General features: G+C 44.2%; 24 protein-coding genes. 9 read left to right on the top strand and 15 right to left on the bottom strand.

Features of this window, described 5'->3' with window-relative positions; genetic code table 11:
- The 9 genes from BN161_RS08505 to BN161_RS08470 form a co-directional block, all read right to left on the bottom strand.
- The coding region (locus BN161_RS08505) for a HipA N-terminal domain-containing protein (RefSeq protein ID WP_044264929.1) at positions 1–349 on the bottom strand (349 nt) is incomplete at its 3' end.
- 3 nt (positions 350–352) lie between these two features.
- The gene (locus BN161_RS08500) at positions 353–673 is read right to left on the bottom strand and encodes a helix-turn-helix domain-containing protein (protein ID WP_074435103.1); all 321 of its coding nucleotides are present in this window, start codon (positions 671–673) and stop codon (positions 353–355) included.
- A gap of 959 nt (positions 674–1632) precedes the next feature.
- Positions 1633–2436, bottom strand: coding sequence for a TrmH family RNA methyltransferase (locus BN161_RS08495; RefSeq protein ID WP_044264925.1), 804 nt, complete (start codon positions 2434–2436; stop codon positions 1633–1635).
- Between the two features lie 153 nt (positions 2437–2589).
- On the bottom strand, positions 2590–3633 hold the full coding sequence (locus BN161_RS08490) for an alcohol dehydrogenase (protein ID WP_044264921.1): 1044 nt from the start codon (positions 3631–3633) through the stop codon (positions 2590–2592).
- Positions 3634–3648: 15 nt separating this feature from the next.
- The gene (locus tag BN161_RS08485) at positions 3649–5700 is read right to left on the bottom strand and encodes a toxin-antitoxin system YwqK family antitoxin (protein ID WP_044264919.1); all 2052 of its coding nucleotides are present in this window, start codon (positions 5698–5700) and stop codon (positions 3649–3651) included.
- Positions 5697–6929: a Cof-type HAD-IIB family hydrolase gene (locus BN161_RS08480; protein WP_044264917.1), complete on the bottom strand. Its 1233-nt coding sequence runs from the start codon at positions 6927–6929 to the stop codon at positions 5697–5699. The genes BN161_RS08485 and BN161_RS08480 overlap by 4 nt, the downstream gene beginning before the upstream one ends.
- A 271-nt stretch (positions 6930–7200) precedes the next feature.
- Positions 7201–7263 (bottom strand): DUF6486 family protein, encoded by a 63-nt coding sequence (locus BN161_RS30910; protein WP_316931130.1) that lies wholly within the window; start codon positions 7261–7263, stop codon positions 7201–7203.
- Between the two features lie 90 nt (positions 7264–7353).
- Complete coding sequence (locus BN161_RS08475) at positions 7354–7542, bottom strand: hypothetical protein (RefSeq protein ID WP_244436447.1); 189 nt, start codon at positions 7540–7542, stop codon at positions 7354–7356.
- Positions 7543–7760: 218 nt separating this feature from the next.
- Complete coding sequence (locus BN161_RS08470) at positions 7761–8291, bottom strand: outer membrane beta-barrel protein (RefSeq protein WP_044264915.1); 531 nt, start codon at positions 8289–8291, stop codon at positions 7761–7763.
- 251 nt (positions 8292–8542) lie between these two features.
- Between BN161_RS08470 and BN161_RS08465 the strand changes: the two genes are divergently transcribed.
- Positions 8543–9229 carry a COG1361 family protein gene (locus tag BN161_RS08465; protein WP_044264944.1) on the top strand — a complete coding sequence of 229 codons (687 nt, stop codon included), beginning with the start codon at positions 8543–8545 and terminating at the stop codon, positions 9227–9229.
- A gap of 26 nt (positions 9230–9255) precedes the next feature.
- Entirely contained in the window at positions 9256–9435 is a 180-nt protein-coding gene (locus BN161_RS08460) for a hypothetical protein (protein ID WP_007213103.1), read from the top strand.
- Here the strand turns inward: BN161_RS08460 and BN161_RS08455 are convergent.
- The 3 genes from BN161_RS08455 to BN161_RS08445 all read right to left on the bottom strand — a co-directional run bounded on the left by BN161_RS08455 (position 9428) and on the right by BN161_RS08445 (position 13598).
- Positions 9428–10285, bottom strand: a complete 858-nt coding sequence (locus BN161_RS08455; RefSeq protein ID WP_044264912.1) for an MBL fold metallo-hydrolase — start codon at positions 10283–10285, stop codon at positions 9428–9430. The two genes, BN161_RS08460 and BN161_RS08455, sit on opposite strands and share 8 nt — an antisense overlap.
- A gap of 42 nt (positions 10286–10327) precedes the next feature.
- Positions 10328–11929 carry a sensor histidine kinase gene (locus BN161_RS08450; protein WP_044264909.1) on the bottom strand — a complete coding sequence of 534 codons (1602 nt, stop codon included), beginning with the start codon at positions 11927–11929 and terminating at the stop codon, positions 10328–10330.
- A 235-nt stretch (positions 11930–12164) separates the two neighbouring features.
- Positions 12165–13598: a DEAD/DEAH box helicase gene (locus BN161_RS08445; protein WP_044264942.1), complete on the bottom strand. Its 1434-nt coding sequence runs from the start codon at positions 13596–13598 to the stop codon at positions 12165–12167.
- Between the two features lie 115 nt (positions 13599–13713).
- Between BN161_RS08445 and BN161_RS08440 the strand changes: the two genes are divergently transcribed.
- The 5 genes from BN161_RS08440 (at position 13714) to BN161_RS08420 (ending at position 20112) form a co-directional block, all read left to right on the top strand.
- Positions 13714–14643 (top strand): GNAT family N-acetyltransferase, encoded by a 930-nt coding sequence (locus tag BN161_RS08440; RefSeq protein WP_044264906.1) that lies wholly within the window; start codon positions 13714–13716, stop codon positions 14641–14643.
- 246 nt (positions 14644–14889) lie between these two features.
- A complete protein-coding gene (locus BN161_RS30440; protein WP_244436446.1) occupies positions 14890–15054 on the top strand; it encodes a hypothetical protein in 165 nt (54 codons plus the stop codon).
- A 263-nt stretch (positions 15055–15317) separates the two neighbouring features.
- A complete protein-coding gene (locus BN161_RS08430; RefSeq protein ID WP_244436445.1) occupies positions 15318–16310 on the top strand; it encodes a sensor histidine kinase in 993 nt (330 codons plus the stop codon).
- Positions 16311–16350: 40 nt separating this feature from the next.
- Positions 16351–17970, top strand: coding sequence for an RluA family pseudouridine synthase (locus BN161_RS08425; protein ID WP_081743661.1), 1620 nt, complete (start codon positions 16351–16353; stop codon positions 17968–17970).
- Between the two features lie 843 nt (positions 17971–18813).
- Positions 18814–20112 (top strand): rhamnogalacturonidase, encoded by a 1299-nt coding sequence (locus BN161_RS08420; protein ID WP_044264938.1) that lies wholly within the window; start codon positions 18814–18816, stop codon positions 20110–20112.
- 81 nt (positions 20113–20193) lie between these two features.
- Here BN161_RS08420 and nfo read toward each other — a convergent pair whose 3' ends face one another.
- On the bottom strand, positions 20194–21030 hold the full coding sequence (gene nfo, locus BN161_RS08415; RefSeq protein ID WP_044264897.1) for a deoxyribonuclease IV: 837 nt from the start codon (positions 21028–21030) through the stop codon (positions 20194–20196).
- A 93-nt stretch (positions 21031–21123) separates the two neighbouring features.
- Positions 21124–21426, bottom strand: coding sequence for a GNAT family N-acetyltransferase (locus tag BN161_RS08410; RefSeq protein WP_007215758.1), 303 nt, complete (start codon positions 21424–21426; stop codon positions 21124–21126).
- Positions 21427–21533: 107 nt separating this feature from the next.
- Here BN161_RS08410 and BN161_RS08405 point away from each other — a divergent pair, with 107 nt between their 5' ends.
- Together BN161_RS08405 and BN161_RS08400 are read left to right on the top strand one after the other, a co-directional pair.
- On the top strand, positions 21534–21977 hold the full coding sequence (locus BN161_RS08405) for an HD domain-containing protein (protein ID WP_044264888.1): 444 nt from the start codon (positions 21534–21536) through the stop codon (positions 21975–21977).
- Between the two features lie 44 nt (positions 21978–22021).
- Positions 22022–23197 carry an MFS transporter gene (locus BN161_RS08400; RefSeq protein WP_022209083.1) on the top strand — a complete coding sequence of 392 codons (1176 nt, stop codon included), beginning with the start codon at positions 22022–22024 and terminating at the stop codon, positions 23195–23197.
- On the opposite strand, the gene BN161_RS08395 is transcribed toward BN161_RS08400, so the two are convergent.
- Positions 23187–23504 (bottom strand): MGMT family protein, encoded by a 318-nt coding sequence (locus BN161_RS08395; protein WP_044264886.1) that lies wholly within the window; start codon positions 23502–23504, stop codon positions 23187–23189. The two genes, BN161_RS08400 and BN161_RS08395, sit on opposite strands and share 11 nt — an antisense overlap.
- Positions 23505–23552 lie beyond the last annotated feature (48 nt).

The following is a 23552-nucleotide window of genomic DNA, read 5'->3' as shown; positions in this document are numbered from 1 at the left end:
AGAAATCATCGATACCAGTCAAAAAATCGAAAGATGACAATCTCCTTACGGGTCGTTTTTCTTCCGCCGCTGCAATTTGTTCACGGCGCAGCAACAAAGTTCGTCCCCAACGATCCGGCAAGGCATCAGAAAAACATCCAAATATGTCTTTCTCAGGTTGTGTGTATTGCTGACCGGGATAATTATTTAGGTCTTCACTCAAAAACAGATCTCCGTGCTGCACCAGCCATTCCTTGCTAAAAGTAAAACTATAGCTGTCCGCACCACGAAGTGACTCATAGCCCAATTCACCTATGAGTTCCACTTCTTTGAGCCAATCGAAATCGGCATATACATACAACTTTCTCATCGCTTATTCCTTTTTAGAAGCACGTTCTCTTGTTTTCAAACTCAAATCTTGTAAAGACTTTCCCAATTTATCTTCTTTGGCCAGCCAGAGAATATCATCATCCAGTTGCAAAGCATACAGCACACGCATATAAATTCCTATAGCAACAGTTGGAATACCTTTTTCAATTCGAGACACAGTAAGCGGTGAACAGGTAGCCCGTTCTGCCACCTGAGCCACACTCAGATTCCGACGCAAGCGAGCCAACTTAATCTGCTCACCTACAATTTGCATCTTCTGCTCCAATTTTCGGGGAAGTTTGGTTCCCATTGTATTCTTTGACATATTTTGTTATCTATTTTAAGGTGCAAAACGACTATGTCGATGACTTTTTCATAATCAACCTATTATATAATATGCAAAAGTAATACTTTTTATTTATTTAATGATGTGTTGTACATAGAAAATGCACATCATTGAATAATTAACTATGCACATAACCCTTTTTGAGCAGAAACTCCAAAGACTAAATGTCATAATTTTGTTTGTAAGTGCCATATACACCTATCTGCAAACAATATATTATTCGTAATATAGATGCAAATTATTACTCATACACTCATCGTATCAAAGAACTATTTTGCTTGCCAAAAGAAAAAGATATGACTCCACACTTAACTTGACTTTAATGACCGTTATAATATACACGGGCAATAAAGTTAAGTCAAGCAAAGGGAAGAAAAGGGAAAAGGCTTCAACTAAATTTTTCTCTTTTAGTCAGCAAACAATATCCGTGAAAATATCTTGCATTTAGCTGACATTCTTGGCGAAAACATCACGGAATTTTGTACCTTTGTAGTCGGATAGAAGATAAGTGAACTTCATTGAGGATACAATATTTCCTCATAGTTCTGATTCATTGGGAAAAGAGTGTAAAACAGCCTCAAAAACAACTTTTCTACCGATTAAATTGCAACCATCTATCATTCAAGTAGCTATGTATGCTGCATCGAGTAAGTAACCTGTAATAAATTACCAATTTAAAAAAACAAGAATTTTCAACATTACGCACTGAATAACAAAATACCATTTCACGCTTATAGAAAGAGCAAGGAATGGTATTTTAATCTATTGGCTCATTCTTTGATAATGCACCAAGTTTCTCTTTTAGACTCCTTACGATCATACTCTTCCTCTCTACAAATCCAACAGCCACATAGAATTTCTTCCTTAGAAATATTTATCCGCAAGTAACTCTTATACATCCGATGATTATCTATATCGAAATAAAAAAACAATAGTGTTTAATCCGTAATCCTAAGTTGCCAGAACGCCACGGCCGCCGCCGCCGCCACATTGAGCGAATCGACCCCATGCGCCATCGGGATACGGACTACATAGTCCGCCGCCGCAATCGTATCGAGTGGAAGTCCCTCTCCCTCCGTCCCCATCACGATGGCCAATCGGGGTTCGGACGTCAAAACAGGATCGGCAATGGAGATAGAATCGTCCGTGAGTGCCATGGCGGCGGTGCGAAAGCCGTGGCGTGCCAGATCACTGAGAGTGCCGTCCAGCCACGTCCAAGGGACCAAAAAGACCGAACCCATAGACACTCTGACCGCACGGCGGTTCAACGGATCGCAAGAATTACGCGTCAGCAACACAGCATCCATCCCGAGGGCGGCCGCCGAACGAAAAATGGCACCAATGTTCGTAGTGTCCACCACACCATCGATGACGACGATGCGCCGGGCATCCCGGCACGTGTCTTCCACCGTGCGGGGCACGGGGCGACGCATGGCACACAACACTCCGCGCGTCAGAATATAGCCCGTCAGCGTGGCGAGCAACTCCCGCCCGCCCGTATAGACGGGCACGTCGCCGCAACGACTGATGATGTCAGCGGCATCACCGGTGATATGTTTTTGCTCGCACAAGAGGGCCAGAGGTTCATATCCGGCATCCAATGCTACACGGATCACCTTCGGGCTTTCGGCTATGAACAGGCCTTTATTGGGCTCAATGCGGTTGCGCAACTGGGCCTCGGTGAGGGTGGAGAACACCTCGATTCCGGGGTATGACAAGGAGGATACTTCAATAATGGGCATAAGGCTGTATTCTTTTTAATATGGTTATGAGGTAAAGTGATAATTTATTTTCATCCGCAGATTACACGGATGAAAAATAAGATGCCGAATGGTGCTAATCACTTATCACTAAACCCTAATCACTTTTATTCTTTTCTTTTCCGTTCCAAATTCTTACTCTTCCCTTTCGGACACCGCAACTTTCATCACCCTGTCCAGCTTATTTTCAAAAATCCGGTAAGCCTCCTCAATCTCATTCAACGGGAAGCGGTGTGTGATAAGCGGCGTGGTGTCTATCTTGCCTTCTTCGATCAGGCGAAGTATCTCGGCGCAATCGCACCCGTCCACGCCACCGGTCTTGAAGGTCAGGTTTTTTCCGTACATATCGGGCAAGGGAAGAACCTGGGGGTGGTCGTAGAGGGCTACCACGGTGACGATGGCATTGGGGCGTGCACACTCCCACGCCAGACGGAAGGTGTCGTCGATTCCTGCTACTTCGAGCACGACATCGGCTCCGCCATGATCGCTACTCCGCAACACAATCTCCCGGCAATCCTCCGGCTTCACCACTTGTACGTCCGGATAGTGCTTCCGTACAAAACGGATTCTTTCGGGCGCCGTCTCGCAAACAATGATGCGACGAGGGCGCTTGAGCATCACGCAAAGCAGGGTGCAGATTCCGGTAGGGCCGGCGCCGATGATGAGCACCGTATCCTTTTCGGTAATCTCCGATATGCGGGCCGCCCAAAAGCCCGTGGCAAGCACGTCGCCCACAAAGAGCGCTTGTTCGTCGCTCACCGCATCCGGAATGCGGTTCAGTCCCTGGTCGGCATAAGGCACGCGGACGTACTCGGCCTGACCTCCGTCGATGCGGCAGCCCAGTGCCCAACCGCCATTGGCATCGGTGCAATTGTTCACATATCCGTGTCGGCAAAAGAAGCATTTGCCACAAAAGGTTTCTACGTTCACCGTAACCCTGTCACCGGGCCTGACGGAAGTAACGTCCGCACCCACTTGCTCCACGATGCCTACCATTTCGTGCCCCACCGTGGTTCCGGGCAAGGCGCGCGGCACGCTACAGTGCTTGATGTGCAAATCGCTGGTACAGATGCTACCGAGCGTCACGCGGACAATGGCGTCGCAGGGGTCTTTCAACCCGGGTTTCGGTTTTTCTATAAGTTCAAATTTTCCGTGTTCAATATAAGTATATGCAAGCATTGTTTTTCTCTTTTTTTAATACTTCTCTTTCCGTTCAAACTCTCCCTCCTCCGTATAGTACTTCCATGTGCCCTTAGATATGTTATTTCCGTATTTCCCGCGGAGTTTCAGTTTGCCGTTCTCATAATATTCGCGATAGCGTCCGTGGCGTTTTCCCTCTTTCACTTCCGCTTCACTCTTCAACGCTCCTTCGGGATAAAACTCCCGCAAGACGTTGCCCTCAAATTTCTCAACATAGAAGCGTTGCAACTCACTCATTTGCTCCTTCTCCGTTTCGGCATCTTCGTTCATTACTTCGTCGGCTTCATCGTCGACTACAATCGCTACGGCCGCTTCTTCCGGTTGATAGGGCTTATAGTCCATCACGCATTGCAACGAGGCGGATTGGCCGTCTCCCGTAATCTGCATGGTCCAATAAGGAAATGAGTAGACAATCTCCTTATCCGATTGTATCTCTCCCCACGTAACGGCATTCATCATAGGCTTCAACTGATAATAAAACTTATGTACATCCGTATATAAAAAAACGGTAGAGCTCGAATTCAGGTACGAGAAGGTATTTTTAAAGCCCGGATTATCCTTCAACAGGTTCTTCTGATCGTAATCTTCTACAAATGAGAGCAAAGACGAGGCTTTGTTGCTAAACACCACATAATCGTCCACGTACGTGTAATAGGGTTTTTCGAACTTGTCGAACAGCCCTCCGAAGAACAAACGGAAGAAGCCTTTCATTTCCACATAGTTGATTTCAAAGCCCTTATAATCAACCGTCTTTATCCGGAGCGGGGTGCACCGCCTGATCTTCTTTTCTATAAACTCCATATTCTTACGGGCGTCCTTGATGCTTTTGGTGCCGATGGCGAGAATCTGTTCCGGATCGTGCCCCAACAGCCCCGGCTCGGATTGGATGATGGCAAATTCTCCCGACATCCAGCTCAGAAAATTTTCTTCCAGAGAGATGTCGAACAGGCTTTCAATCTTCTTCCGGGAACTCCTATAAGATTCGCACCATTGCGGGTCGTGGACTGCGAGTGCATTCTCCAGTTCCTTTATAAAAGTCACCGGATTGCTGAAACCGATGTTGGTATAGAGTGCCGTCCGGCCAGACAGGATTTCGTGGGCTTTCATCCGGTGCTTACCCGAGTTCAGCAAGGCCATGATATACGGATCGGCGGTGTCTTTCCGCAAGGTATATCCTTTCACCTCCATCCGTTTGTGGTCGGTATTGAAATAGAGTCCGGCAAAATCCATGGAATTGCTGAACATATCGATGTACTCGTTTCCGGTTCCCAGATAAATATTCAGGAATTGGGGCAGGCGTGCATAATTGATAAAAACGCGGACAAGTCCTTTGCCGGACACCAGTTTTTCGGCTTCAATAAAAGAATGATCGAGTCCGATTTGGGGCTTGTTGCGTGAGTCGATGGCCGATTCTACAAGTTTGGAGGTATAGGAACCTACAAAATGGTTGTCCACGAAGGCGCAATAAAAAATATCGCGCGTATCCGGATCGCGCATTTCGAGGATATTAATCCCGTTGTGCATCCGGTTGGTTACGGAACTGCCCGCCATGGTGAGCACCGTTTCAAGCTGATCCTTCAACAAATCCATCTTGGAGGCCTTTTGCATGTCCAGCACAATCAGGAAATCCCAATCGCGGGCACGGACTTTATGGATCGAAATGAGCATATCCCGTTTACCCACAAGCGATAATAACATTTTATTGCTTCGAACCACGGTGTCAAGCGTTTCCACATTCCGGGTGACGTCCTCGAAGGCTTTCGCCCGCTTCAGGCATTGCCATGTTGCGCTTCCGCTGAACTTTGCCCAATCGTCGATGGGTGCCGAGGACTGGATGATAAATGCCGCGTCTTCGGGCACCAGATAGATTTGCTGAATGTTGCGGTCGGGCGAAACAAACAGGTGAACGATGGAGTACAAAAAATATACGACCAAGGCTAAACCGGCAATCACAAGTGTTCTTTTTACGAGGGTCCGGGTATTGTTCTTCTTAGCGGATTCAACGAGTGGTTCTTGTGGCCCATTGTCCAATTCATTTTCGATCATCCCTTTTTCAGTATGCTATTGACTACACGTACCGAAGACACCAGCTTGGCCGTGGAAGTAAACACATCCACATTCCACACATGCGAGGAGCGGCCTTTATGCACGATGGTTGCCACCGCCCTTACCGTATCCCCCTCATGGGCGGAGGAGATATGGTTTCCGCTGACTTGCATGCCGACCACTATTTCGTCCGGCTTGCAAAGTATCATGGAACCCAGTCCGGCCACGGTTTCGGCCAATGCCAAGCTGGCACCTCCGTGTAGAATGCCAAAAGGTTGGCGGGTACGTTCGTCCACGGGCATGGTGGCCTCTACCCTGTCTTCGGAGGCGTAAGTGTATTGTATGCCCAGATTTCCCATCAATGCGTGGCGGGCACGCTGGTTGAGTTGATCCAAGGGCACGTCGGCGGGGCGGATTTCCGCAAGTATCGCCTTCTCCACGGCTTCGGCCACGCCGTCTTCATCGTTGGAGGCGGTGATGCGGTCGGCACAGACCTTCACCGAGTCTTGGGCATTTCCCATTGCGATGCCCAGTCCGGCGGATTGTATCATGGAGACATCGCAAACTCCGTCGCCAATGGCGATGACTTCTTCGGAGTTGATGCCCAACTTCTCAAGCAAGGCGCCCAGCGTATTGGATTTATCAATGGAGCAGGGCACCACTTCCAAAAAATAGGGTTCCGAACGAAATACATCCAGCGCTCCGTTCAACCTCCGGCGCCAGTGGTCTTCCAGTCCCACGAGGGCTTCTTCGTCATCGCTTACCAACATGCACTTGCAAGGGGCAAAGTCCACCGCTATCGAAAATTCGGTTTCGGCAATTATCTTCAAGCCATTCAGCTCGGCTTCGCGGCGTATGTGCTCGTTTTCGGGCGAGTCGGTGATGATGGTATCTTCGTGATACGTAAAAATGGCGAACCCGTTCTTACGGGATTTCTTTTCAAGATAGGGTAGCATTTCGGGGTTTATCCTACGCTCAAAGAGTAGTTCTCCACTTTGCGCATTGATAATTTGCCCGCCATTGTAGGAGAGGATGAAACCTCCGTAATTGCCCAGTTCCAAAGCCTTGGCAATGGGCATAAGGCCATAGGTGGGCCTGCCGGAAGCTAATACGATGCGTACGCCCATCTGTTGCACTTTCAACAAGGCAGCCAGTGTGCGCTTGCTGATTTTCTTCTCACTATCGAGCAGAGTTCCGTCTACATCAAGAACTAAGAGTTTGTATTTCATGACTTACCGGTTTTTTAGGTTTATGAAACAAAGGTAAAGTTATTCAGGCGAAAACACAATTAAGTAACGAGTTTTTTCTTACGTATTTTCATTCGTTATTTACACATAGTTCTTTTGCTCACCAGTGCAACAAGTACGGTACTGGCTCCACAGAATAGCTTTTTTACGATCTTTACTTTACGGAATGGTTCATAAAAATATAGGGAAGTGCCTGAATTCCGACACTCCCCTATCTATTATTTAACTCGGATCTTATATCTCCTCGTCATCACTACATTGCATTGTTCCCCAGTGCTCCCAGCGTAGCCGAAACAATAGCCATCACTATTTTCAGTATTCATTTCAAAACAGACTTCTTCATAAATACAATCGCTTAATTTTTAATTCTTCATTTTTTAATTTCTAAAACCCTCAGCTTTAAACTTTATCCAAGCGGTTTTTCCACTATTCCTCCGTCAGGTGACGACGGGCCACCACCTTCTGTAGGAAGTTCGTCATTGATGCGATCCACGTCTTTGAGGCTAAGTCCTTCGGAACGGGTGCTTCCGTTAGCCGTAATACAAATTTCCTTATTGGCACGGAAACAAACACGCAAGCCAGTGATAATACCCATTTTACTTATTTCTATTAGCAAGTATCTATGCACTATCAATAGTGCAAAATAACGTATTTTGCGCACTGTTTACAATTCAAATTCGTTTTTTGCCGAAAACATATACAATATGGAAAAACTAGATAGAAATGCCCTTTCAAAGTTATACATCTAACCTGAAAAGGCATTCTAAAATAATAATTTTTATATAATCTTCTGTACAAATAATCGTTTTTCAATTAAAACTCATAATGAAACCCGAATGACAGGTCCTCACTCGTGAAAGCGAATCCATAACCATTAGTAGCGCTGCTTCCATTATAGTCATCTCTATATCCCAGAAATCCACATTTAGCAACCAGATTAAAGTTCTTATTCAATTTAATAGAAATGCCCGGCTTGAATCCAATTTCAAAACCACTAACTGAATCAGAACCATCAACTTTATAAGTAGAAAAGCCCAGACCACCATCAACAAACAAGCGAATTAACTTATTCTCATAATAAGAATAGCGTGCATAAGGAGCAAGAGCGAAAGCATTTCCTTTCAAACTTAAATCATCTTTAGAAACTTTGCTATGTGCAAACTCCAAAACAGCTCCTACCGCCCATTTTTCACTTAAATTATAACCGACTTCAGGTGCTAATGTAAAAGTCGTCGCATCTGCATCATCATTGTGCCAGAAGCCAACCGTTCCACCTACATACACCTGTGCTTTTACTGATAAAGCAACCATTACCACAAATAAAAACATTACAATCTTCTTCATCTTTTTTACCTTTTTAATTATATAGTTCGTGTTAATTATCCATGCAGAAAACCTCCTGCATTTATCGGGGCGCAAAAGTATATCGGATATTTGATTTATACAAATTTTTAGTTAGTTTTTTATAAAATAAAGAAGCGGTATATTATACAATACCTTATCAGTGAAATAATTAAGATAGTATTTCAACAAACGAGAAATTATCCCTACCTTTACGGTGCTTAATGCAGATACACTCAAAACTGAATGCAGATATGAAGAAACGAATTACTACGTATTTCATAGGAATATTAGCATTAGCCATGCTATGTAGCGGATGTAGCACTAATCGTATGGTGGCAGGTGACCCGGGCGCGGTGTTGGCCGGAGCATCCATCGGAGGAAATGTGGGAGGCGCCATCGGAGGTCTCATTGGCGAAAGTAACAGGGGATGGAGAGGTGGCTACCGGGGTTCCGCCATTGGTACCATCGTCGGAACCATCGCCGGAGCAGCCATCGCAAATGCCGCTACCGCCCCCAAGCAGATAGAAGAATATAGCTACCGGGTAGAAAGAACTCAACCTTCCAGACCCCAACCCCAATATTCATCAGCTATCGAGAATCTGAGGATACATAATATACGTTTCATTGACGCCAATCGCGACCATACAATCAACTCAGGCGAAAATTGTAAAGTGATCTTCGAAATCATAAACGAAGGAAACAGAACAGCTTTCAACGTAGCACCGGTAGTGGCCGAAATCACGGGCATGAAGCGTATCTATATTTCACCCTCGGTCATGATAGAGCAAATTAAGCCTCATGAAGGTGTGAAATATACCGCCAGCATCAATGCCGGAGAACGGATAAAGACGGGAGAAGTCATCATACGCGTTGCCGTAGCCGATGAAAACGGACAGGAGTACGACTGGCAAGAGTTCTCATTGCCTACCCAACGATAAACATCTTTATTTTAAACGATTACATCATGGCCGACAATTATTTAGAAAAGCAATACGAAGCATACCAAGCCCGGAAAGCCGCTTGGGAAAAAGAACGTAAATACGGAAAGAAGCCCTCGCCTATGAAGCGTCCGAAAACTTTGGAAAAATCAAAAGAGGGTGAAGAAACACCCCCTGTTAGTACCAATTTGGAAAATACTATTTGAATGCCGGAGCCGGCAAATGCATGCCTGCCATCGTCAAACCATTGTCTTTGGCATATTGAAGGAAATACTTACGTGATTTCACCGCTTTCTCCTTATCCATATCATACGTAGCGCAGATTTCAGGATGCTCCAACTGAAGGGCGGCTCCATGGATAAGATCGGCAATCACCAACAATTTGTTCGCCTGGAACACGGTATGCCCGGGAGTATGTCCCTCAGCATTCATCGCAACGACATTGCCCGGCAATGTTTCTCCGAACTCAAACAGATGCAAACGGTCTTTATAAGCATTCATCGTTTTCACCACTTGGGTATTCCTGTCGGCAGGCATCTTGAGCCAGGCATCATATTCCACTTTCGATGCATACACTTCAGCATCAGGAAACACAACACTATCCCCTTTCATCATTCCACCGATGTGATCGCCATGGAAATGGGTAAGATACAAATATTTAATATCGGAAGGGGTAACTCCCAAAGAAGCCAAGCCCGATAGCAGACGGCTATCCGGTGCTCCCATGCCCGTATCGAACAGGATTCGGATTCCACCCGTTTCTACCAGAAAAACACTCATGGACGAAGGTATTCCGCCTTGTAGTTTCAAACTCTCTATCAGACTATCGTCAGCATCCGCAAAAAGCGTTCTTTCCATCAGGCGCTCTTTCGCATTATCCTGTATCCAGGTAACTTTCACTTCATCCAGTTGCAATGTCTTCAGGCCATCGCACACCCCATTTACACTATCCATACTTACATCCTCATTTACTTGCTTTTTTGTGCCTCCGCCACAAGCTGATAACACGAATATTGCAGATGTAACAACCAGATACTTCCACGTTTTGTTTCTCATTAGCTTATAAATTTAGTTTAGAAATAATAGACTACTCCATAATCAGGCCGATTCCGCGCAAGGATGCGTAAACCAGAAACGACTCCCGACTCCTACTTCCGATTCGGCGCCAATCGTGCCACCAAGGTGCTCCACTATACTCCGGCAGATGGACAACCCTAAGCCGGTGCCTTTGGAGAATGTGTTCAGTTTCACAAATCGGTCGAAAACCTGACCCACCGCATCCGGTGCGATGCCGATACCCGTATCCGTAACCGAGAACTCTATTTCATTGGTCCCCTCTTTAAAATGGTACTCCAGAGTGATCTGCCCCTTACTGGTGAATTTCAGAGCATTATTTATAAAGTTGGTGATGACCTGCATCAGACGTTTCTTATCCGTATAGATACGATAATCGGGCAGACCAGAAGCCAGCACAACCGGTACAGGTTTATCTTCCTTGATTTCATAACCACGCAATATATCTTCACAGAAGTCCCTGATATTCAAATATCCCATGTTGAAATCGAGCGTTCCCGCCTCTATCTTGGATAAATCCAGAATGTCGGATATCAATTGTAAGAGCAATTCCGTGTTCTCTTGCATGATTTCAATATAGCCCTGACGCTCTTCTTTATCCTCCTCCTCAACAAGCATACTTGCGAAACCGACTATGGAATTCAACGGGGTACGAATCTCATGACTCATGTTAGCCAGAAAGGCGGACTTCAAACGATCCAGATTTTCGGCCTTATCCTTGGCTATCCTTAATTCCTCTTCTATCTTTTTCTGATGGTCGATATCAACGCTGGTAATGACATGTGCCATCTGGCCGTCTATCCAGGGAAATGCCGCACTGAATACACGAAACCAACATTGATCGAACGGGCGTTGGTAATCCCAGGAGTAAACTTTAGTAGGTAGACCGTTTTCGTCAATCAGATGTCTTTTAGGACAAAACTCACATTCGCCCGTTTTATCGGTATAAAGGGCCTGCCAGCACTTCTTTCCTTCAAAATGCTTAATGCCACCATACGGAGCCGCCATAGACGCATTGGCATACAACATATCATGAGAATCAAAAGAGTTCACATAAATGTCGACTCCCATATTGTTCATGATGCTACCCAGCGTGTTGCTTGCCCGCACTTCCCGTTCTTTATACTCACGGACGGCCACTTCTTTAGAAAGCGAACCCAGCAATAGATGAATGGTTTGCAACTCTTCATCCGTGAAAGGAGTTGTATCCTCCCTATCCGCAAATCCAACAAACCCGATAATCTTTCCTTCACTATCTTCAAATTGACGGACCAGCAAGGAGTCCGTTTTATGAAAATCCAGAATGTCAATATCGACTAAGGAATTGTCATCGTTTCTACTGGCATAAAAAGGACGGTTCTTGACCTTCATACGATTGGTATGTATTTTGGTCATTTCACTCATCTCAAAGCGAGGCTTCAGAGAATGGTCTTCATTTCCAATCGTTTCTTTCAGGAAGAAATAGCGAAAACCATCGGTCTGATAGACAAATCCTTTTCTAAACTTATAGAAAGTACAAATATCCGTCAATGATTCCGTGATTTTCTTTTCAATGGATTCACATCCATTTAAACGCTCTAAGAAATGAAGGAGAAATACACTTAAACTCTTGTTCTTTTCGATCATATTACTTTTTACACCTTAGGGTTAGAGACACTTAAAACAAAAATAAAATACATTTTCGAGTATCTTCAAGGCGCTAATATACAAACTTTTAAAAGAATAAAAAAGATTTTCTATGTACTTAACTATCACCTTTTTTCTTCTTTTCGAACAAAACAAGAAGCATAAAAGCCAATTTATTTTACAAGTTCATTTATTAAGAAATACAACTTTAAGTATTTAGATAAACTAGAGTCAATCATTCATAATTTTCATAACGCGAACGCAACTTTGCCGAACGACTGGATGCTTGCTCCGTTTTATCCGCCGATTGCTTTTGTCGCGATTCGCGGACTAATATCGGTTTCGCCGGACGATTATGACGTTTGGGCTTTTCGGCAACAACCGTTGCTTGCTGAGTATTCTTCAAGGGTTCGGCAGGCTTTCTGCTCTCCCGCCTCTTATTGTTCTGCTTGCCTTGTTGCTTATCTGCCGGTGCTTTCGCCTGTACCTTTCGTGCAACATTGGCAACCGGAGCTGTTTTCGTCTCCTCCAAAGGCGGTAAATCATGTTTCCGTTGCTCCAGTTTGATACCTGTAAGTTTCTCTATCTCACGCAACATCGGCACTTCTTCACCCGAACAAAAGGCAATGGCACGTCCCTCGCAACCTGCACGTCCCGTACGTCCGATACGATGGACATAAGTTTCCGGCACATCGGGCAAATCGTAGTTGAGAACCAAATCCAAACCTTTGATATCAATACCGCGTGCCGCAATATCCGTAGCGATAATTACATTGGAACGACCTTCCTTGAAATTACTCAATGCACGCTGACGGGAATTTTGTGACTTATCTCCATGGATACTTTCACAAGTGATGCCACGACGTGATAAATAGCGCGCTATATTATCTGCCCCATGTTTGGTACGGGAAAATACAAGTACCTGATGTCCGGCCTCTCCGAGTAATAGTTGTGCCAACAATTCCTTCTTCTGAGGCTTTTCTACACGATAGACGGACTGGCTGATTATTTCCACTACGCTGGATGCCGGAGTGACTTCCACCCTCGCCGGATTGCGCAATAAACTTTTAGCCAGGCGGTCAATACTATCAGGCATGGTAGCCGAAAAGAACAAGGTTTGCTTCTTGGGCGGGAGCTTAGGCAACAAGCGCTTCACATCATGGATGAATCCCATATCGAGCATACGATCAGCTTCGTCAAGCACGAAGTGCCGCACATGGTCGAGGCGGATAAATCCTTGTGACATCAAATCGAGCAAACGACCGGGAGTGGCCGTCAGGATATCCGTTCCGGCACGCAATTCATCGGTTTGCGACTTCTGCTTTACCCCACCGAAAATAACGGTATGGCGCAACGTGGTATATCGTGTATAGTCTGCCAGCGATTCATCAATCTGGATTGCCAACTCACGCGTTGGAGTAAGGATAAGAGCACGAATCTTACGTGGAGCACCTTTCTGCTGAGATGTGGGGTCAGCAAGCAATTGTTCTATGATAGGTATGGCGAATGCCGCCGTTTTACCGGTTCCGGTTTGAGCCAGTCCTAATAGATCACGCCCTGTCAGGGCTTCCGGTATGGCTTGTTCTTGTATAAGAGTAGGAGTAGAATAGTTTTTTTCAAGGAGCGCACGGCACACCGGCTCCGAAATATTCATCTGTTTAAATGTCATCATTTCTTTTAATTAGGGCGCAAAGGTAGGCTTTTATGAGGAATAATCATTATATTTGCATGAAAAGTAGTTTTTAATTAACTACAAAGAACAGATATTCAAACTATTATATCGCATGAAAATACATCATATCGCCATCTGGACTTTTCGCCTGGAAGAATTGAGAGAGTTTTATATCCGCTACTTTAACGGAACAAGCAATGAAAAATACATCAATCCGAAAAAGGGTTTCGAGTCCTATTTCATTTATTTTGATGATGGCGCGGCATTAGAATTAATGAGCCGTACAGATGTGCAAAACACTCTGATAGAAGAGAACAAATTGGGACTCACGCACTTTGCTCTCTCTTTCCAAAGCAAAGAAGACGTTTTCCGCACTACTGAACAACTCCGTAGCGATGGGTATACCATAGCCGGCGAACCGCGGACTTCGGGCGATGGATATTTCGAAAGCGTCATACTCGATCCGGATGGCAATCGAGTGGAATGTGTATACAGGAAGGAAGAAACCGGTAACGAACCGGATGCTCTGATTGAAACGGAACGGCTACTATTACGCCCTTTCGGGGAAAGTGATGCGGAAGCCTTCTTTAAATGTTGCCAGAATCCGAATATAGGACACAATGCCGGCTGGAAACCTCACGGTTCCTTAGAAGAATCACAAGAAATCCTTCGTTCCGTATTTATATCCCAGTCCGGAATATGGGCTATCATCCTAAAAGAAGACGGACGTTTGATCGGTTCAGTCGGTATCATCCCAGATCCCAAGCGTGAAAACCCGCAAGCACGCATGCTGGGATACTGGCTCGATGAATCCCATTGGGGAAAGGGCTACATGACGGAAGCGGTGCAATCTGTTCTCGATTACGGATTCAACACCCTCCAACTAAGCCTCATCACCGCAAATTGCTATCCCCATAACGAGCGCTCGCAACAGGTTTTGAAACGCCACGGTTTTATTTATGAAGGCACTCTCCATCAGGCCGAGTTAACCTACGATGGACATTTATACGACCACCAATGTTACTATCTGGCCAAGCCGTGAATTGCGAAAAATCAGTATATAAAATAAAAAAAATAAGATTTACATTAAAATAGCCTTTTTTTAAGACGAAAAGAATCTGCTATTCGGGCATAAAACAAGTTAATTCTCACATTTTTATTTATTTGTGCAAGAATTAAAAATATTCATGTACATTTGCAAAATGAGTTATTCTTCAGAATTCTCATTGTTAATAAGATATAGGTACATGCTTTTATGACAAATAATATAACTCCAAAATCTGACTCTATGAAAAAACGCTATCAGCTACTGAAAAGAGTTTCGGTTATTCTGATCTTCTTTGTCCTATTTACAAAGATGCATGCGGTAGCCCCCAGTACGCTGAACCCCAAGATATTCAGAAAACAGAAACCAACGTTGAAGTTGAAGAACATCCACAAGATTATATTGTAATCAAGATACCTTTCCAAGCCAAGTACAAGCCTCTTTTTATTTGTATCATTATTCTGGCTCTCTCTTCCATTTGTTTTTTCATCATCTATCCGCTACTTCTCTATGTCAGAGAGTCTAAAAGAAAGCGCACCGCCCAAAGGGAACTAACCAGGGAAAAGGAATTATTATCGCTATCACTCGAAAAGAGCAACATTTATGCCTGGAAATACATAGAGAAAACAAATGCTTTCATCTGTGATAAAGAATTCTTTGAGCATCTGGATATGCCTTTCCGTGCTTTCACCCTACAAGAAATGGCCGAAGCGATACATCCGGAAGACAGAGTGGATGTGTTGAACACGTTTTATCATGTGAAAAACCAACCGGATTCCAAAACGCACACCCAATGCCGGTGCAACTTTAATGGTAAAGGGTATATCTGGTATGAACTCCGTTATGTCAATCCCACGGAGGCAATGGCGGAAACGGCCTCCATTATAGGCTTAATCACCAATGTGCAACACTTCAAGGACAAAGAAGAGGAACTCATGAGAGCAAAAGACCTGGCGATAGAGGCAGAACTGAAGCAATCTTTCCTCGCAAATATGAGCCATGAAATACGTACTCCACTTAATGCAATTGTGGGGTTCTCCAACTTACTTGTCAGCGAAGACGACCTCCCCGATGAAGAGAAAGCTGATTTCATCAATACGATCAATACGAATTGCGAATTGCTTCTGAAACTCATCAATGATATACTGGAACTCTCCCGTATCGAATCGGGCAACATGACTTTCTCCTATTCAACGTGTAATCTGAATAATTGGGTGGATAGTATGTATTTGACACATTCCTTATTAATACCCAAGGAAATAGAGTTCATCAAAGAAGTGCCCGATGCCGCATTCTTCATCAATACGGACGTGAACCGCCTCAGTCAGATTATGACTAACTTCCTGAATAATGCCACTAAGTTTACCAAATCAGGATACATCAAACTGGGCTATGAAATTGATTTTTCAACATACGAAGTCTCCATTTACGTAGAAGATACCGGCAAAGGTATTCCGAAAGAAGAACAACGAATGATATTCGAACGCTTCTACAAACAAGATGAATTTGTTCAAGGCACGGGGCTGGGACTTTCCATCAGCATGGTAATTGCGGAAAAACTCGGTGGGAAGATTAGTGTGGCTTCAGAGATTGGAAAAGGAAGCCGATTCACTTTCCGCCTACCCTACCATAATGAAAGCGAGGAATTCTTTTCTGCCGGATAACTTCACAGATACCCAAAGAATGTAGTATCTTTGCACCATTATGTTGCACCGTTTTACTACTTCAATCAGCGATATTCCACTTCCGGAAAGGTTTACTTATCCTTTCTGTTATACTCCTCATCCATTGTGTGTAATGGCGGCGGAAGAGGTACAAAACTACCTCAGCAAGCAAAGCGACTGGCAAGAGGAATTAAGCCAGGGGAAGATGTTCGGAGTGCTGATAGTGCAAACCGAAGATGGAAGCATAGGTTATTTAACCGCCTTTTCGGGCATGTTAGCCGGAAAGAATATACATCCGTATTTTGTACCTCCCGTGTACGATTTATTGCAACCTCAAGGCTTCTTCAAAATAGAAGAAGAAAACATATCCGCTATCAACCGTCGTATCCGTCGGTTGGAAGAGGATAAGAAATATATTGACCTGTTATCAGATCTTACCCAGACCACCCAATCTGCACAAGATGCATTGTCAATTGCCAAGATACAATTGAAAGAAGCAAAAGATAAAAGAGAATTGCTCAGAAAAACAGGTCAGCTTGATGCAAAGGAAGAAGCTGACCTGATACGAGAGAGCCAGTTCCAGAAGGCAGAATATAAGCGATTGGAACGCTCCTGGAAAGATAAGATAGCCTCCTTGCAGGTAGAAGTAGGTAATTGGGAAAAACAAATACAGGAGCTGAAAGGAGAACGTAAAGTCCGCTCTGCCGCCTTGCAACAACAACTATTCGAACAATTCAGAATGTTGAACTATCAGGGAGAAGTGATAACTTTACGCGACATATTCGAGCAAACCATACATAAGACTCCTCCCGCCGGTGCGGGTGAATGTGCCGCTCCTAAATTGCTACAACAAGCTTATCTGCATCATTGGAAACCGATAGCTATGGCCGAATTCTGGTGGGGTAATTCTCCCAGAAACGAAGTGCGGCATCACGGTTATTACTATCCAGCCTGTAAGGGCAAATGCGAACCAATTCTCCGGCACATGTTGCAGGGATTGGAGGTAGAAGCGAATCCTATGCAACAGGAGGCGGAACGAGGCAATGAAAAATTGAATATAGTTTATGAAGACCAATGGCTATTGATTATTAATAAGCCTGCCGGAATGCTTTCAGTACCCGGAAAAGAGAGACAGACGTCTATATACGACCTGGCAAGAAAGGCTTATCCGGAAGCAGATGGTCCCATGATCGTACATCGGCTGGATATGGCTACATCAGGACTTTTAATCATTGCCAAAGATAAGAAAACGCACCAACACTTACAGGCACAATTCAAGAATCGTAGTATCCGGAAGAAGTACATAGCCTTGCTCGATGGTATCGTCCCGGAAGATGAGGGCACTATTGAACTACCGCTTTGCCCCAATCCATTGGACCGCCCCCGGCAAATGGTAGACACACAATATGGCAAGCCTGCCATCACTTATTATCAGGTTCTCGAACGTACGGACAAATATACGCGTATAGCCTTTTATCCCCATACGGGACGTACTCACCAACTTCGCGTACATGCGGCACATCCGTCAGGACTGCATTGCCCCATCATAGGCGACGAGCTTTATGGAAAGAAAGGCAAAAGGCTCTATCTGCACGCTGAATCCATAGAGTTCATTCATCCCGCCAACGGGCAGTCCATGTGCATTACGGAAAAAGAATAAGAGTTTGTCTTTTTTGTTATCGATGCGAATCTGTAGTTGAATCAACGTCTTTCTTTCGGGTTATGAGCTAAATTGATACGCGGACGACGCGGACAAGGAGGACGAACGCGGATTTTTATTTTTCATCCGCAGATGACGCAGATAACGCTGATGCCTTTTTATCTTCCGTTAAACATAGCGCAGCTTTAAAAGATCGGCGTTATCTGCGTTATCTGCGGATGAAAAGTTACTTACACACCGAAGGGAAATCTTACTCCGCGTTCGTCCGCCTTGTCCGCGTACCCATTCTCCCCCTAAATTATCATTTAGCTCATTACTTCCGGTTTTGAGGTAAATCTTTATTTAGTGAGTCGCATCCAAGTCCGCATCGGGGTATGATCCCATAATAACAGAGGTACATTCCCATAACGACTGAACCTATTTCCCATAACGACTGAAAGCATTTCCCACTACGACTGAATGAGTGTTTCACTACGACTGAGCAAGGTGGAACACCAATCATTCATCCAGTCAGCAACTTACGTATTCCTTCATGAGGATGACTTAGCTCTGGTTTTACGCATTTCTGTAGGGTTATGAATTAATTCACCACAGAGTAGCACAGAGTATCACAGAGTTTAATCAATTTAAAATCAAAAGAATAGGACTCCGTGACACTCTGTGTTACTCTGTGGTGAAAAACTCATTTCCGGACGAGAAAGAATCAAAAAGCCTATATAAACCAACAAATAACTTAGGAAATGGACTTATCCGCATGAGCAGCATGTAGATTTTAATCCCTATTTTTGCAAACGGATAAGTCTATCCGATCAGACACTATTAACTCAATTAATGATAAAGACCATGAAATTCGTAACTTTAGTATGTAGTTTGCTTTTCTGCCTGCCATCTTTTGCACAAGAGAAATTTCCCGATGGTACCCTTATTCCCGACTGGTTCAGACAGAACGAAATTGTAAATATCGAAACCCTTGGCGGTAAATATAAGATTACTGATCATGGTGTGGTGAATGACAGCACCTTACTTCAAACAGAGAAAATTCAGGCGGTTATCGACCAGGCATCATCCAAAGATGGCGGTGTGATCATCATCCCGAAAGGTACTTATCTGAGCGGTGCACTCTTTTTCAAGCCTAAAACGCACCTTTACCTGGAAGAAGGAGCTGTTTTGAAAGGTAGCGATGATATCAGCAACTTCCCTATAATCAATACCCGCATAGAGGGGCAATCACTTAAATACTTTGCCGCACTGGTTAATGCCGACAAAGTAGATGGTTTCACCATTTCCGGTAAGGGAACCATCAATGGCAACGGACTACGCTATTGGAAATCTTTCTGGTTGCGCCGCACCGTTATTCCGAAATGCACGAATATGGATGAGTTGCGTCCGCGTCTAGTACACATTTCCAATAGCAATGATGTACAGCTTTCCGGTGTACGCCTCATCAACTCTCCTTTCTGGACGACACACATTTACAAATGTAACAATGTGAAGCTATTAGGCCTATATATTTTCTCTCCGGCTGCTCCTGTTAAGGCACCCAGCACGGATGCCATAGATATTGATGTATGTAATAATGTGTTGGTTAAGAACTGCTATCTCTCTGTAAACGATGATGCTATTGCTCTTAAAGGTGGAAAAGGCCCCTGGGCTGATAAGGATTCTAACAACGGAAGTAACACTAACATTATTATAGAAGATTGTACGTACGGTTTCTGCCATAGTGCACTGACTTGTGGTAGCGAATCTATTCATAACCGCAATATTATTCTCCGTCGTTGTACCATCAATCAGGCAAGCCGTCTGTTGTGGTTGAAGATGCGTGCCGATACTCCCCAAAATTATGAATATATCCTTGTGGAGGATATTAAAGGAAATACCAAAAGCTTCCTATACATCAAACCGTGGACTCAGTTCTTTGATCTGAAAGACCGTAAAGATATTCCGATGTCTTACTCGGATCATGTAACAATGCGTAATATAGACTTTGAATGTGATGTGTTTTTCAACGTAAGTGCATCCGAGCAGTACAAACTGACGAATTTCAAATTTGAAAATCTGAATATTAAAGCGAAAGATGGTGAGTATGACAAGTCGATTATCCCGTCATCTGAATGGAATAATGTGAAGGTAAATCAATAAGGATACGCGGACTAAACGGACGAACACGGACTTCTTATTTATAATTAAGAAAATCCGTGTTCGTCCGTTTAGTCCGCGTATCTATTCTTCAAAGCTACGCAACAACTTTATCTCGTCTGCCCATAAACTCTCATCCGGCGTTTCAAGAATAACAGGCATATCATTAAACCGTTCATCTTTCATAAAACGCTTAAAAAAGTCTATACCTAACAAACCTTTCCCTATGCTGTCATGGCGGTCTACATGACTACCCAGCTCTTTCTTAGTATCATTCAGGTGGATACCCCGCAAATAGTTAAAACCAACTACCTCATCAAACTCCTGAAACACTTTATCATATTCTTTTACGATATCATATCCTGCCGAGTAAGTATGACAAGTATCCAAGCATACACCTACACGGGATTTGTCATCCACACGATCAATAATATGCTTTAGTTGCCAAAACTCATTACCAACATTACTTCCTTGTCCGGCTGTATTCTCAATAACAGCAGTCACTCCTTTCGTTTTACTCAATGTGATATTGATAGATTCTGCCACCTTATCCAGACATTCCTCTATTGAAATCTTATTCAGATGACTACCCGGATGGAAATTCAGAAGCTTCAAACCTAATTGCTCACAACGTTGCATTTCATCCAGAAATGCGGCACTTTTCTCCAGGCCTTCTTCTTCAGGATGTCCCAGATTGATTAAATAGCTATCATGAGGCAGGATATAGCGGGCATCAAAAGAGTATTTCTCACAATTGTCTTTAAATCCGAGAATACTTTCTTCGGTCAGAGGTTTGGCCACCCATTGCCGTTGGTTCTTTGTAAACAAAGCAAATGCATTCGCACCTATCTCATGCGCATTAACAGGAGCTATCTCAACTCCCCCACTCGCACTTACGTGCGCTCCTATATATTTCTTCATATTCTGTTTTTTCTTTAGTGAGTGATTAAAAACGGAAGCAAGATAGAGAAAAATCCGAAAATGGCAAAATCAAGATATGATGACCTTGAGTTTCTATAATGCACAAGTCCCCTCCCCCGCATAATCCTTACCCGTCTTTCCATTATATTCAGGATGCCTTTCCAGCCACTTCACGGCATAGGAACAAGTTGCCACAGGCACCAGTTCATTAGCCAATGCATAATCATAGGCTGCCTTTACTAAAGCAGAGGCAATTCCCCTACCACCTATTTCACCGGGTACAATCGTGTGGCGCACATCCAAAGCACCGTCAGCTACATGATACATCAGGCGGGCAGTCTCTCCATCGACTACGGTCTGAAAAACTTTTTTCTCCGGAAAATGTTCTATATTCATAATCTGTTTCATTTATTGGGTTAATATACTATTTTAATAATAAGCCTCTCTTATATTTAATAACAGATTTCAGTAACTTTGTATCGAACAATTCTAAAAAAAATCTTATGGACAATCATCTTCTCTCACATGCCATCTCTATTGCCACCGAAGCTCACAAAGGACAAAAAGACAAATACGGACAGGAATATCTGCATCATCCCATCCGCGTAATGAATATGGGACGGAATCTGAAAGAAAGGATTGTCGGTATTCTACACGACGTTGTAGAAGATACGGAATGGACGTTCGAAGACCTGGAAAAGGAAGGATTCTCTACCGAAATCATTGAAGCCGTGCGGTGTGTCACAAAGACCTCCGATGAGGAAGATTATGAAGAATACGTCGAAAGATGTGCCTCCAATCCCATAGCCGTTGCCGTAAAGATTCATGACCTGACGGATAATATGGATGTGCGCCGCATGCCCTGCATTGGAGAAAAAGAAGTCACCAGACTCAGGAAATATCTGAAAGCCTACCATCGCCTGATGCCCCTGTATATGAATCATTGATCATTATGCATGTTTCTTTTTCATGAAATTACTACCTTTGCGGCATGAAATTGGAACTAAAAGAAAATCAAGGAGTACCCTCGTCCCTGCTTTGGACGCTGGCCATCATCTCAGGCGTAACGGTAGCCAATATATACTACAACCAACCACTACTGAACCGTATCAGCCGTGACCTGAACATCAGTGAGTTCACCGCCAATCTAATAGCCATGTGCTCGCAGATAGGATATGCCATCGGACTATTGTTCATCATTCCACTGGGCGATTTATACCGCAGAAGAAATATTATCCTCGTAAATATTTCCATTCTGGTAGTCTCATTGCTCACCATTGCTTTAGCTCCCAATATCCACCTGATACTGTTCGCTTCTCTGCTGACGGGTGCCTGTTCGGTTATACCCCAGATATTCATGCCCCTTGCAGCACAATATTCCACTCCCGAAACTAAAGGAAAAAATGTAGGTATTATCCTTTCGGGACTACTGACGGGTATTCTTGCTTCGCGCGTAGTGAGCGGCATTGTAGGCGAATACATGGGTTGGCGGTTTATCTACTTTATTGCCGCAGGATTGATGGTCGTTTGTTTGCTTATTATAATAAGGATACTCCCGGACCTTCCTTCCAATTATCAGGGAAGTTATGCCGGACTGATGAAATCCTTGTTTTCCATCGTCAAGAAGTATCCCCAGCTCCGCATAGCTTCGTTGCGTGCAGGTTTCTCGTTCGGGTCGTTCCTTGCCATGTGGAGCTGTCTGGCTTTCAAGATGGAACAGGCGCCTTTCTTTGCGGGAAACAATATCATAGGAATGTTGGGACTTTGTGGCATAGCCGGGGCACTGACCGCTTCTTCTATCGGAAGATTCATCAATACGGTCGGGGTGAAACGGCTTACTTATATAGGATGTTCGCTGATAATCAGCGCATGGATAGTGCTCTATGCGGGACAATATAGTTATGCAGGTATCATAGCCGGTATTCTGTTGATAGATATAGGTATGCAATGCATCCAGCTCAGCAATCAGACAAGTGCGTTTGCCCTTTGTCCGCAAGCATCCAATCGCATCAATACTATTTTCATGACTACCTATTTCATTGGCGGTTCCACCGGAACTTTTCTTGCCGGAACCTTCTGGCAATGGTTCGGCTGGACGGGAGTGGTGGGAACAGGTATCTTGCTGACAAGCTGCTCGCTGCTCATCAATATATTCGCTAAGAAATAACCTCCTTCAGTATTTCCCAACCGGATGCCTTGATATCTACGCATCCGTTCTTCTTAAATACAGTACCCTCTTTTTCCAGCAACTTCCGTTGTTCGGGCCAGAAAGGAGCCAGTCGTCCCTGACTATTCACTACCCGGTGGCAAGGCAGATTTTGTTCCTCAGGTGCGTTATGCATGGCCTGCCCCACCATACGTGAACACTGGGGCTTACCTATAAGATAAGCAATCTGTCCATACGTCAACACACGTCCCGGAGGGATAGAGGCGACAACGCTATATACTTCTTCTCCAAAGGATGTTTTATCCATAACCTATATTACTTTGCAATACAATACTTATCAGTCGGAAATAGGATG

It is taken from the genome of Bacteroides timonensis (assembly GCF_000513195.1).
Lineage (GTDB): Bacteria > Bacteroidota > Bacteroidia > Bacteroidales > Bacteroidaceae > Bacteroides > Bacteroides timonensis.
Note: the sequence above shows the minus strand (reverse complement) of the source record. Positions and strands in the feature narration are given on the sequence as shown.